The organism is Variovorax sp. GW531-E2 (assembly GCF_059423125.1).
Genome location: NZ_JBWKXQ010000001.1, coordinates 1 through 15,238 on the forward strand (window position 1 = coordinate 1; position 15,238 = coordinate 15,238).

Consider the following 15,238-nt stretch of genomic DNA (forward strand, 5'->3'; position numbering starts at 1 on the left):
GATGGCACCAGCCTCGCGTTCACCTATGCGGCTGATGGTCGCGTCGCCACAGTCAAGGATGGCCTGGGTCAGGTGACCGGCTACGTCTATGACACGGCGAACCGCACCACCACCGTCACGGATCCCTTGGGGCTTACCACGGTCTACACCTACGACGCCGTCGGTCAGCTGATCCAGATCAAGGCCCCGCCCGTTGCGGGGGTCTCGCAGATCACGCTGTTCGCCTATGACGCCAATGGCAACGTGATCCGGGTCATTGATCCGCAGAATCTCGCGGTCGAGATGACATATGACGCCAACGGCAACCAACTCTCGCAACGTGATGCCGCCGGCAATACCGTCACTCGCACCTTCGATGCGCGCAATCAGCTGCTGACCGAGACTGTCTACCTTGCTCCCGACCCAGATGGTGCAGGCGCCGGTGCACCTTCGCAACCGCTGACCACCCGCTATGTTTACGACGCAGCGGGCAAGAACCAGTTGCGATTCGTCATCTCGCCCGAGGGTCGGGTCCTGGAGCATCGCTACGACAGCTATGGTCAGCGGATCAGCAGTCTGGAGTACGCGGCGGGCAAGTACGACGTCACGGCCTTGGCCGTCACTGCAGTTCCTACTGAGGGCCAAGTGACAACGTGGGCTGGCGCCGGCACCCAGGATCGCACCCAGGCCAGCCGTACTGACACCATCTACGACGCGCGTGGTCAGGTCCAGAAGGTCACCGTTTTCAGTCGCGTCGATGCCAGCGGCAATGGCGTCGCCGATGGCAGCCAGTCCGTCACCCAGTACGTCTACGACCGCGCCGGCCTTCTGTTGAGCACCATCAGTGCTACCGGCGGCACCACCACCTTCACTTACGACGGCAAGGGGCGGCAGCTCTCAGCGCAGGACGCACTGAACCAGACCACGCTCACCAGCTACGACGACGCCAACAACAAGACAGTCGTCACTCTTGCCAATGGCCTGATCACGACCAGCGCTTACGACAAGAACGCCCGTCTCGTGAGCGTCACACAAGGTAGCGCCCTTGTTGCCAACCTCGGCACCATCACCTATTCCTACGACAAGAACAATCGGCTCTATCAACAGACCGATCAACAGACCAGTCCCACGGGAGTGCGCAGCGGTCGCCTCTACGACGAGGCTGGCCGGTTGGTCGGCGAGATCACCAGCACTGCTCGCCTGACCGAGTACGTCTACGACAAGAACAACCAGCTGACACAGAAGATCGTCTACGCGATCCCGGTTAATGCGACGGTGCTGGCAGCCTATTTCGCCGACCCCAACGCCGCCCCCGTCAATCGTCTCGCGGCACTGCGTCCGGCCAAGGATCTGGCCGATCAAAAATCCTGGCGCATCTATGACAGCGCAGGACGTCTCGTGCGCACTGTTGACGGGGCGGGAGCCGTCGTCGACATGCGCTACGACGGCGCCTCGCGCCTCGTTGGCACCACCTCATACAAGAATCCTCTGGGTGCCGCATTGGCCAATCTGTCGGCTGCACCGACATTGGTCGAAACGGCGCCGACCGTCGATCCTGCAGGCGACCGTGTCACCCGTCGCTTCTACGACAACGACGGTCTCCTCCTAGGCATCCTCGACGCCGAGGGCTACCTGACCGAGTCGCGCTATGACGCCCAGGGGCGCCTTGTCACACAGGTCGCCTACGCGAACCCCACCGATGCCACCAAGCGCGCTGCTGGTACGCTGGCTCAACTCATTCCCCAACTCAATCCATCGCAGGACCAGACCTCGCGCTGGCTGTACGACGCGCAAGATCGAATCGTCGGTCAAGTCGATGCCGAAGGTTTTCTGACCGAAAGCGTGTACGACGCCAACGGGAACATCGCCACCTTCAAGCGCTACGCAACCGCACTCAGTTCCACTGTTCTTGGCCAGATCACGACCGCTACCACGGTGGCGAGCCTGCGGGATGCAGCCGGCGCCAACACCGCCGATCGCTCCACGGTCTCGGTCTACGACAAGCTCAACCGGGTTACGCAGCGTACCAACTTCGAGGGTACGGTCACTCAGTACGTCTACGACAAGGTCGGCAATGTCGTGGCCACCACCAGCGCAGTGGGTACCACTGACGCACGGATCGTCAATGCTCGCTACGACATTCAAGGGCGGCTGGTGGGCGAGCTCACCGGCGTCGGTAGCGCGCTGCTTGTGGCAGGGCAGACGCAAGCCCAAATCGATACCATCTGGACGCAGTATGGCGTCACGCACGCCTACGATGCCGCAGGCCGGCGAATCAGCACCACCGACGGCTATGGCTACAAGACCCTGTTTTTCTATGATGCAGGCGGGCGGCTGACTCACACGATCAACGCATTGGGCGAGGTCACGGAACGGCAATACGACTCACTCGGCCAGTTGGGTGCGACCGTCCATTACGGCACGCGGATTGCGAGTCTCACCGGCCTGACGGGTGGCCTGGTCAGCACTGCGCTTACAACGGCCGTCAACGCCATCAAGAACCCTGCGCTCGACAGCAAGCAAAGCTTCACCTATACCGCGAGAGGCGAGCTGAGCACCTCGAAGGACGCTCTGGGCAACACCACGGCGTCGGCCTACAACGCCTTCGGCGAGTTGACGGGGCGTACGCAAGATCTGGGCGGCGGGGCCCAGCGCGTGCAGACCATGGCGGTGGATCGGCGCGGTCTGGTGACTGGGACGGTGACCGACGCCGTGGGCGTGAATGCGATCACCAGTGCGGTCTACGATGCCTTCGGGCGTTTGACGCGCACCACAGATGCGAACCTGAATCTCCAGCAGCAGAGCTTCGACCGTCTCGGGCGGGTCGTTACCACCACCGATGCGCTCAACGCGGTGCGCTCGACCAGCTACGACGCCTTCGACCGCGTGCTGACCCAAACCGATGCATTGCTGCGCGTCACCAGCTACGTGTACGACAACACGCTGCGCACGGTCACGGTCAAGACACCCGAGAACATCAGTGTCAAGACTGCCTACACTCGGCAGGGACAAAAGCTCAGTGTCGTAGATGGCAATGGCGTGACCACCAGCTTTGCCTACGACAAGAATGGCAACCTGCTGAGCACCACCAACGCGCTCGCCGCGACCACCAACACCTACGACCGCACCAATCGCCTTTTCCAGGCCACGGATGCCAAAGGCACCATCGTCGAGCTGACGTATGACGCAGCCAATCGACTCCTGACCCGCACTGTCGACAAGACAGGACTGAATCTGGTCACAACCTACACGTACGACGCCAAGGGTCAGCAGCTCAGCGTGACCGATCCCAACGGCACAGTCACCAAGATCAGCTATGACCTCAAGGGCCAAGTCACCCGAAAGGAGGTGGATCCAACCGGCCTGAAGCTCGTCACTCAGTACGCCTATGACGGCGAGGGGAACACCCTGGCGGTGATCGACCCCAACGGTACGACCACTCAATACATCTATGACAAGTTGGGCCGGCGTACCCAGGAGCGAGTCGATCCCGCTGGGCTGAACATTATCCGCAGCTATGTCTACGACAAGGGTGGCAATGTCATAAGTAGCACCGATGCAAACAATCAGATCACGCGTTACGTCTACAACGCCGAGGATCGGCTCGTCTACACGCTGGATCCGGCCGCAGGTCTGCAGCGCATCTTTTACGACACTGAGGGCCGCGTCACTCAGACCGTCCGCTACGCAACCCCCATCAGCCTGACGGGGTTGCCGGCAGCGCCGACGGCGCTGACTCTTGACCAACTCAACGCCAAGGTTCCGGCTGCCGCCCCAGGCGACAGCATCGAGCACCGTGTGCTCGACAAGGATGGCCGCCTGGTGGCTTCCGTCAATGGCCTGGGCGAGGTGGTCAAGTTCGTCTACGACTCCAACGGCAACGTGATCGAGCGTCGTGCATTCGCGACTCCGATCGTCCTGACCAGTTGGATAGTAGGTACTGTGCCTGCCCCTACAGCCGTTGATACGCGTGACTTGCGTTTGCGCACTGTGTATGACGGTCTCAATCGTGCGATCTACACCATCGATGGTGTCGGGGCGGTTGTTCGCAACGTCTACGACGCGAACGGGAATGTGGTCGAACGTATCGCCTATGCCGCCACTGTACCGGTGGCCACCGCGGCCACGACCACATCGCTGTCAGCCGCCGTTGCGTTGGTGGTCAATTCCGCGCGCGATCAGCGTGAAGTGCGTGTGTATGACCGCGCCAACCGATTGACCTCCAGCACGGATGGCGTCGGCACCGTCACCCAGCGTGCCTACGACAAGAATGGGAATCTCACGAACCTGACTTATGTGCGAGGAGGAGCGAACCTGCTCACGCAGAGCGAGTTCGGTAGCGGTGTGGGCGACGCACCGGTCAGAAGTGGTGTCGTGACGGCATCCTCCATGGCGGGTTTTGCAGGGGCGATCAGGCTCGGTGCCGACCCCGTTGGCACCTATGCCTACAAGACCCTGGCCACCACGGCTGGCGTAACCTACACGCTGTCCGTGATCGTGGAAATGGAAGACGGTCAACCGCCGGCCTTCGGCAGCGGGACCGTCTCCGATGCTACGAACTCATTCGCACTGGTGATGTTCGCGAATGGAGTCAGCCCATCCACGTATGTCGTGCAGAACCTCGGTGGTGGCCGATATCGCGTGTCGGCCACGGGCGTAGCACCCGCTTCGGCAGGGCTGAATTTCGGCATCGTCAAGTACCCGGGGAACGACGCGCGCGGCTTCCGAACCACCGGCTACCAGCTCGAACAAGCAAGTGTCGCAGGAAGCGTTACGCCGACCACGACTGCAGCTGTTGGCGCGTTCAGCCAGGTCACCCGCTATGCCTACGACACCGCCGGCCGTCTCGTCTACACCGTCGGGCCGCAGGGACAGGTGGAAAAGAACACCTTCGATGCCAACGGCCGCGTCACCCTGGTTACCCGCTACGCCAAGGCGATCAATACCTCTGGCCTGGCGGCTGCGCCGACGGTCGCGCAGCTGAATGCGTTGACGCAAGCGAACACCAATCTATTCACTCAGAGCGAGTTTGCCAACGGCCTGAGCGATGTTCAAGCCAAGGGCGGTCCTGTATCCGTGGCGACAATGACTGGATTCGCCGGTGCGATGCGGATTGGCGCCGACCCCAGCGTCCCGTACACCTATGTCTACAAGATGCTGGCGACCCGCCCGGGAACGACCTACACGTTGTCGGTGGTCGTGGAAATGGAGGATGGTCAGCCGCCGTCCTTTGTGAATGCATCTGCCTCGAGTGCCGCGAATTCGTTTGGACTTGCGCTGTTCAACGGCGCGACCAATCCAACGACGTATGTCGTGCAAAACCTAGGCAATGGGCGCTACCGTGTCTCCGTCACGGGTGTGGCGCCTGCTTCGCCGCCTCTTGGCTTTGGCGCGATCAAATATGCAGGGAACGACGCTCGCGCTTTTCGTGTTTCCGGCTATCAGCTCGAGGAGACGGCTGCCGCAGGCACCTATGTGTCGACCACCACAGCCGCGACCAACGCGAAAGACGAGCAGCAGCACAGCGTCTACGACAAGGCAGGACGACTGGTCGCTTCCGTCGACGCACTCGGTAGCGTCATCAAGTACACGCGTGATGCGAACGGCAACGTCACGGAGAAACGCGCGCACTACAACGCCGTTGTCATGACGAACTGGGTGCCAGGCTCGGTGCCTGCGCCCACCAACGACGATGCACGTGACCAGCGCACCCGCACCTTTGTCGATGCAGCGGGGCGCGAGCAGCTCAGTGTGGATGCGCTGGGCAATGTGCAGCAGAATCAGTACGACGCGAACGGCCGTCTGACGCGCGTGACGCGCTACCCCAAGCCGGTGCCTGCTGCCACTGCCAATACCTATCAGGCATTGCTCGACGCTGCCGGTGTGCAGGCCAGTGCTGCAGGCTTGCCCGCGCAGGTCACAGTCATGGTCTACGACGCTGCTGGGCGGCGAGTCAGCCAGACCTCGGCATTTGGTCGGCCGGAGGCTGCAACCACCGTTTCCGTGTATGACGGGCTGGGCCAGCTCACCAAGACGGTGGAAGCACGTGGCGTCGAACTCTCGCAGTCCGACACGACCTGGGCGCTGGTGCAACGCCAGCAACTGGGCATAGTCAACGCCGCGGGGGGCGGGCTGCTTCAGACCAGTCTCACGCCAGCGCAGCGGGATGCACTGGCGGCGCGATACACGACCACCTATGCGTACGACGCGGCAGGCCGAAGGATCAGCACCACGGATGCGCTGGGGGGGGTGACTCAGTCAAGCTACGACGCCAATGGCAACGTGGTCAAGATCACCGATCCGCGCAGAAACGCGGCCTTCTACTATTTCGATGCAGCCGGGCGCGTCACATTGAGCGTCGACCCGGAAGGCTATGCAACCGCAACGACCTACGACACACTCGGGAAGACATTGGGTGTCAAGCGGTACTTCAACCGTGTCACCGGTACCTACACCACCACTCAGGCGCCAGCTCAGCCAGTCGCGAACGCGAGCGATGCGCTCACCCAGTTTTCATACGACGTCTCGGGGCGGCTGTTGCGCACCACCGACGCCGAGAACAACTTCGAGAGCTACACATACAACGCGCTGGGCCAACGCGAGACGCTGACCAACAAGCGTGGCGGGGTTACCACCTACGCCTACGACCGACTCGGGCGCATCGTCAGCGAGACCTTGCCGATCACGAGCAAGAACGCGGCAGGTCAGGCAGTGGCGGTGGTCAATCAGTCCACCTACGACGCCTTCGGCAACAAGTTGACCACCACCGAGGCAGCGGGGCTTCCCGAGCAGCGCGTAACCACGTACACCTACGATGGCCTGAACCGTCAGCTGACGGTGCGTCAGGCGTCGGTGGGCCTGTACACCGCAGCCGGTGGCTGGACCACCGGCGCTCCCACACGCACCAACACCTACGATGCGAACGGCAATCTGATCGTCACGCTGGACCCGAATGGCGGGCGTACACGCAGCTGGTTCGATGCCAATAACCGCAAGACCGCAGAGGTCAGCGCTACGGGCACGCTGAGCACCTGGGAGTACGACGCGGCGGGCAACGTGTTGGCGCTGCGCGTGTATGGCGATCGGGTGGCACTTCCCGCAGGCGACGCTTCGCCGGTGCCGGTGGATGCGAACAACCTGCGCAAGACAACCTATCGGGTGGACGCCAACAACCGTGTCGTCAGTAGCACGGTCTCCAACCTGTACTTCGGCTTGCGCAACGAGCAGACCGGCCAGTACGAAATCGGCTACGGCGACATGGTGCAAGAGAGCATCTATGACGCCAACGGCCAGGCGGTGCGCCAGAAGAACGGTGCAGGTGCATTGATTTACACCTGGTACGACAAGCTCGGCCAAAAAGTGCTCGAAATCGATCAACTTGGCTACGCGGTGCGCTGGGAGCGTGATACCAATGGAGCTGTGTTGCGCGAAACGCGGTTCTTCAAGCCGATGCTTCCAAATGATCTGGCGTTGCTGGGCGAGAGCAATCTGATAGACGCAGTACTGGCGAAAATCCCTGATCAGGGTGCAACCGCCAACCGGGTCACCCAGTACACCTACGATCGCAACGGCCGCGTGCTGACCGAGTCGCGTCTCAATGTGGTCTACGGCAGCGTCAACACCAGCGGCACGCTTACCGAAGGCACAGCTACGGCGACCAAGCGCTACGGCTATGACGCAATGGGCAATCAGTCATCCACCACGGATGCCCTGAACCAGCGAACCGATCTTGCATATGACGTGTTGGGGCGACTGCTGAAGGAGCAAAAGCCAACGGCCGCCAACGAAGCCGGAGCACAGGTTCGTCAGACGACGGAATACGAGTACGACGGGCTGGACAACATTCGGCGAGAAATTCGGCGAGGCACGGATGCCGCCGTGGAAACCGATGACCAGATCGTGCGCTATGGCTACGACGCGACAGGCGTTCGCACGTCGATGATCACAGCCAAGGGCGAGACGTTCACCTACGGGCGCGATGCCAATGGCAACACGACGGCTCAAATGGTTGATCGAGCGGATGCGGACGGAGCTGTGACGCGGGAAATCGTCAGCATGGCCTTCGATGCGGACAATCGAGAGATCAGCCGCTTCACTGGTGCGCGTGACGCCGCCAATGCACCGGTCTACGACATCGCCAAGACGATCACCACCACCTACAACGCCTATGGGCAGGTGTCCGGTCGCCGAACTGGCGCCGGCAATTCCGCAGGGGCGGCACAGGAATACTTCGACTACGACGGTGCCGGCCGCCTGTGGCGCACCAACTCGCAAGACGGGATCAACAAGGCCTGGTTCTACGATCTCGCCGGTAATGCCACGCTGTTAATGCAGTCGCAGACGCTGGATCTGCGCTCCATGACGATGAGCACGCTCGTGGGCCGGACCGACATCCTTCAGACGATCACTGCCTATGACAAGCGCAACCAGGCGATCAGCGTCACTCAGCCGAAGGTGACGGCTTCCCGGCCGAACCTGGTGATGGTGGCGACGCCGCTCAGCGTGGACTCTGGGCAGTTCGGTGGGTTGAACCTCACGGTGGGGTCGTCGCTCGGGACGAATTACACATCTTCCGTTGCGTCACCCGCGTGGCAAGGAAGTGTTGCCAGAGCTGCGCAACTGGGAAGCATTCCTCTGGTTTCCGGCGGAACTGGTCGATACATCGACGGGGAACTGTATTACGAACTTTCGCCGATGGCTTTCGGTTCTGCCGCGTTGGCAGAAAGCTATGAAGCGCTGTATGGCTACATACCGACTTGGAAGATCACGGTCCAAGGTCCAAATGGGGCGGCTCCTGTCGTTCGGTACGCAGAAGGCGGCGGTGCGTGGCCGAAGTGGCTCTACGACGCCGGCATGTATCGCCAAACGGACCTAGTCAACACGAGTGTTACTGTTTCTGCCATGACTGCTAGCGGCAGGGAGGTGGTGGTGGGGTTCACGTCGGCACAGTTGCTGTTGTCCTATGGGCTTGTTCCGAACTATCCAACTGGCAACTTCCTGCGACTGACGGATGGCGGTATTCCCAGCGACGCCTCCGTTCAACTGTTCCATCGTCCCCTAGGATCGAACGGGACGTACCAGCAATCGCTCGGAGTGTTCAAGGCGGGCGAGGGCGGCTCCAGCCTGAATGGCGTGTCGGTCGACGGTTGGCTCATGACCCGACTCGACGGCTGGGGGGCCACCGATTTGCTGCTCGTGGTGACGCGCAACGACGGCGTTGTTCTTCGTCGTGACACCGTTCATTGGTCGCCTCCCAATGGCGTGGGTTCGTGGGTCGCTGCGCCCAAGCCCGCTTTCACCTCGGACGGGGTTGGCCATTTCACGGGTCTCCAGATGTCGGACGGCCGGTGGCCAGACTACATCCGGGTCAGCCAGCGGCCGTGGGGAAGCACCGGGGCCTATGCCGTGACCACGCATGGGATGGCAGGCCCAGGCCGCACCGATGTGGGGTTTGCTGGAGGGGCGCGCGATGTGCTGATCGAAATGTTCAAGGGCGGCGTCGTGGCCGACACGTTGCGCGGGCAGGTCGATATCGGGGTTTCTGTTTACGACATGCAGTTCGTGCGTGAATTGCCTTCCACTGTGACGTTCCAGGGCATTCCGACTACCGCGACAACGCTGACTATCGACTATGTGCCCGTGGGGCCTGGCAAGCCGGCAGGCTCGGTCACGCTCACTCGTCCGGCCGGATCGTCGACGTTCGTGTGGGATACGCGCAGCGACGGGTTGATCCCGAATTTCCTCAACCTCTATAGCTACAACATCAAGTTTGTTGCCAGAGATGCGGATGGTTTCAAGGTAACTGATGCTTCCGGCTCGATCACGGTCGGCGCAGTTGCTCAAGGAACGAGTGCGTCGCTAACCGGAAGTTCCAAGCCACAGGTTTTGACTTTCGATCCAGGAATTGCGAGTGGTCAAACCCTGAAACTTCGGTATCGTGAGAAGGGGGCAGCCGCTCAGGCTGTGCCGGTCTATGGGCCTCCGGTAGTGCTCGGCAAGAACCCAGATGGAACGGCTATCTTTGGAAAAGGTTATTCAGCGCCAATAGTTGGAACCGATATTTACGGAAAGCCAATCTATGGAGTCGCGACCGCAAGCTCCTATCAAGTTTCTGAAACAGTAAAAAAAACCATTAGAGTAGATGAACTCAATCTTTATCCCGGCGCAGAAAAGCTGAAAATTGGCGAAGGTCCTGCAATATATAAGGCGGTGCTGACAGGAACCGTAAATGGTGTTACGGCTGGGACGATTGAATATCACACCAGTCTTGAATCGCTACAGAAGTTTGTCCTGCGCCTAGGTGCGGGGGCGGCCATTAATCCTAATTCAATCCCGGTTGGTAGCTACACCATCGCCTATGCAAACATGGTTGCTGGCTTTGTTTACGCGGATTTTCCTGAGAAGGGGAATATTGTTTCAATTTACGGGAGAGATGAGCTGGGTAGATTTCTTTATACCGCCAACGTCATCGAAACTCGTTGGGAGGCCGCGCCTCCTGATCCCGCAGAATTTGTGGTCGGTCAGAAAACATTGGATTTTCTTGAGGTCGCAGCAACTCGCACTACCAGTGGTAGTTTCAAATGGGATGCGACCAGTGCTGGTTTGAAGCAAGACAAGGAATACGAATACCTTTACGACGTCTACAACGCCGCCGGCGTTATTGTTGGGAATGGAGAGGGATACTTCCGCCCTGACAACACAGGCACCAACGATGCCTCCAACGTGCGTATCCAGTGGGTCATTCCGAATCTGCCGGGTGGCCCCAGCGTGCCGGGTGAACCGTCGGATATTTCTGGCACGTGGCAGATTCAACGTCGCCAGACCTACGACGCCTTTGGTCAGATCGACTCCGAAACGGATGGCAGAACCAACATCACATCGTTGGTCTACAACGCGCTGGGCCAACTCATCGACAAGCGGGGGCCCGCCACGAGCATCACCTTGGCCAACGGTCAGAAACAGACCGTCACCCCCACGGAGCACTACAGCTACAACCTCAACGGTCAGCTCGTTGGAAAACGTGATGCCAACGGCAACCAGAGCACTCTGGAAATCAACGCGGCAGGGCAGGCGGTGTCTGAATGGCACCCGGGCGCAGCAGGTGGTGCTGTGGCGGTCCGCAAGGCCTACGACGTCTTCGGCAATCTGCGCACTGTGACTGACGAGATCGGTCGGATCACCAACAACAGTTACGACCTGAACAACCGACTCGTTCGTGTCGATCGCCCGGTCAATGCAGATGGCAGCCGGGCATTCGATGTCTATCAGTACGACGCGCTCGGACAGCGCATCGCACACCAGAATGCACTGGGCTTCCGAGAACGCACGTACTACGACAGCCTGGGGCGCGTGGTGCGGTACATCTCCGCGGAAGGGCGTGCCGTCAACTATGCCTACACCTATGACAAGACCATCGGCTCTGCGGGTGGGGTGAACACCGGCGGCTGGGTCTACACCACCACTGACGCGACCGGACGCGTGCAGACGCTCAAGAACGACGTGTTCGGCCGCACCATGTGGAAGCAGGACCTTGGTGGTCACCAGTTCACCTACAGCTACAACTGGTCGGGCCTCATCGCCACCCAGATCGGCACTTCTGGCCAGAACATCACCTACAGCTATTACGCCAATGGCTATCTGCGCCAGGTGATCGACCTGGGCACGTCTACCGAAAGCCTCTTCGAGTACGACAGCAACGGCAACCGCACCTTCGAGGGCCACAAATCCACCGCAGGCACCGCAGCGATGGTGTTCCAGCAGTCCAATGTGACTTATGACGCCTTCAACCGCGTCAGCAAGATCCAGGACGACCGCTACACGATCGAGTATGAATACGACGCTAATGGCAATCGTCGGCGTGTGCACAGCGTCTACTACGACGGCGTCAGTGGTGTGCGGGCCACACAAGACTATTGGTACCAGTACGACGGCATGAACCGTTTCACGGTGACCATGGGGCAGTTGGTCAACGGACAAATCGTGCGTGGCACATCCGGTGACGGCGTGACGATCGAGTACGACAACGCGGGGCAGCGCAAGGCCGCAACCTACGCCAGCGATGGTCATCGCGAAGACTACGCCTACAACGGGACGGGCAACCTCACGACCATGAACCTCAATGGCGTGCTTCGTTCCCGCCGCACCAACGACCTTGCAGGGCGGGTGACCCTGTACGAGGAATGGAACGAGAACCAAACGCTGCACCAGAGCCAGAAAAGGACGTGGGACAAGGACAATCTGCTCACCCGTGAAGACGACAGCACCAGCCTTGGGTACACCACCTATGCCCGGCTGCAGGACGGCACCCTTTCCGAAACCATGACGTGGTCCACGGATGGTGCGACCTTGACTGCCGTCAAGACGATGTATGCCTATGAATGGTGGGATGCCGCCAAGCAGACGGAAATCACCATGCAAGTCGCAAATTCGGGCGGCGCGCAGTGGAAACCGGGGTACTCGCGCTTTGCCTATGACGTGAATGGGCACGTCAAGGCCGCGAATGACCCCTACGGCACTCGTACCTTCACTTACTGGACGAACGCTGAGGGGCAGGTGCTGCAGCGCGATGAGTACATGGGGGGGGCTTTCTTTCCCACCGGGCTGGGCATCGGTGCGCAAAAGAATCGCACGCATCGCTACTTCTATTTCGACAGCAAGCGCGTCGGCAATGTCGGTAACGACGGGACGGAGCGCGAGGACTATGCGCAGCAACTTGCCCGTGAGAAGGATTCGTCTCAAGGCGTCGATGCCAAGTACCGCAAGTTCACGCCCACGAACTCCGCGGACTTCGACGAAAACTACCAGCCTATCAACGCAGGCTATCCCACGGCGGCACCCGGCAGCTATACGGTGCGCCCAGGCGACACGCTTGAAGGCATTGCGCGCGCCATGTGGGGCGACGCGATGCTGTGGTACCTGATCGCCGATGCCAATGGCATTGACGGCCAGCCCTCGGCGCCGCTCGTAGCGAATACGGTTCTGACCATTCCGAACCGGGTGACGAACGTGCACAACACGAGCGACACCTTCAGGCCCTATGACGCCGGCAAGGCAATGGGGGATACGAGTCCGACGCTGCCGAATCCCTTGCCACCACCGGGAAAGGGTGGAGGAGGGTGCGGCGGGCTGGGCAAGATCATCGTGATCGTGGTGGCGGTAGTCGCTACGGTATTTACTGCCGGTGTGGCATCGATCGCTTTGGGGGCGGCGCAGGGTGGCATTGGTGCGGCCTTGAGTAGTGCGGGACTGGGTGGCATCATGACTGCAGGCGGAGCCGCGCTGGCGGGTGGCTCGCTTGGGGCTGCTGCCATTGGCGGGGCTGCAGGCTCCATCGTTAGTCAAGGTGTAGGAATGGCGCTGGGCGTCCAGGACTCCTTTAGTTGGAAAGGTGTGGCTCTGGGGGCACTTGGAGCCGGTGTAGCAGCGGGCGTAGGCGGTGTGCTCAATGTACCCGGTGGACTCCTCTCGGGAACCGGAGAGTGGGCTACGGCCGGGCGTATGGCCGTGGGCAACATCGCGAGCCAGGGGCTCGGTATTGCGACCGGGTTGCAAAAGAGTTTCGATTGGAGAGGTGTGGCCGCCAGTGCTGCCTCGGGCTACGTGTCCGCATGGGTGGGCAACGGTCTCCGGGACATGAATGTAGGGGCGTTTGGTCAGCGACTGGCCAGCGGCTTGGCTGGCGGGCTTGTGAGCACAGTGGTGCGCGGCGGCAGCATCGATCGTGCATTGCCTGGCATCATTGGCGATGCCATAGGGGCGACAGTTGGCAATGTACTGGGGGACTCCATCGCAGCGGCCAACAGCAGTGGAGGTGCAGGCCAGCAAGAAGACCGTTTGGGCGACTTCATTGCGCAGAACCAGCAATCGTGGGACACGCGGGCGGCAGCCTATGACCAGATCGTGGGGGCCTTTAGTCAAGCTGCTGGCGGCACAAGTCAACCGGGCACCCAGTATGCCGACGCATCGAGGATGCTGCGTACGGGCTTCATGACGGACGCTGGTGGCGGGAGCATTGATCCTGGATCGGTCGATTCGTTGCGCCAATCGGATGGCACGTATCGAGTGGAAATCAGAGGAACAGCCGATAGTTTGCGTGGCAGCGGGACATCTTGGCTGGCCGCGCAAGCTCAGGCTACGTCGGATCTATATGCCAGCGGTGCCGGTGACATCCGCGAGACGGTGATGCCGATCGTCGGCAACAGTGGCAACAGTGGCAACGGTGGTGACTACAGCTACATGGATAGTAACGGCGTGATTAACGTAGTGAGCCAGCGCATGACAGCGGCCGAAGAGGCCGCGTTCGACGTTGCAAACGGTCTTGGGCCGGTTGCTCCTGCGCCCACGTCGACAGGCACCATCACACCAATAGGCGCGGTTGAGGGCTTCTTCACCTTCAATCCTGCGGGACGATTCGTCAAGGGTGTGGCTGGTACCGCGTATGACGCATGGACGGCCTTGCCGAAGGCTGTGGTGGGTGTGGGTAGGCTGGCGGGCGATGCGATGGGCTATGCCAACAACGCGCTCTTCCCGCAGCGGAGCGTGCTAACCGGCGAGTCAATCCCGTATAAGCCGAGCAGCGGATTGCTCCAGAGCATTCAACTCAATGGCGTAGTCGGCACGGTGGGCGGTGGCATCGTCGGTGCGGTGCGCAGTGCGCCTGGCATCGGGCTAGTCAGCAGTCTGTACGCGCCGAATCGGGACTGGAGTAATGTTGGGGCGCAGACGCTGAATACGGCGGCATTTGGGATTGCTAGCACTGCACGTTCAACGTTCTACAAGGTCGAGTCAGGAGGTACTCGTGGCGAAATTCCTCTTACTCTGACACAAAGAACTCAAGTTAAAGAATATCTGTCAAGGTTCGACTTGAAAGATGTCGATGTGCGATGGGTTGACGACCGCAACTTGAGCACAGCGTACGGAGAGATGTATGGCGCGCGCATATTGAACATCGGTTCTGATGTAGTGCCTGGAAACGTTGGCTCGGGTACTCGATCAGCAAATTCAAGGGTTAGCATCAAAGGCACTTTGGCTCACGAAATTGTGGGACACAGGGAAGCTGCGATAGCTGGTCGGACGCAAGATCTTGTCTTCTTGGAAGAGGCACAGGCCAGTATTCGAGCAGCTCGATTCGCTCCTGACTTGACATCGACAGAGCGATTTACATTACTTAGAGATGGAATCACTCGCTTGCAAGGTGCACCAGGAGGCCCGGTGCGCATCGGTGATGTGAAGAGCTTGCTCTATATCGAACGCCGCTGAA

General features: G+C 60.5%; 1 protein-coding gene. It reads left to right on the forward strand.

Annotated features, from left to right (window positions below):
• The first annotated feature begins 72 nt into the window (after positions 1-72).
• Entirely contained in the window at positions 73-15,237 is a 15,165-nt protein-coding gene (locus AC07XP_RS00005) for a phage head spike fiber domain-containing protein (protein ID WP_495263373.1), read from the forward strand.
• Position 15,238 lies beyond the last annotated feature (1 nt).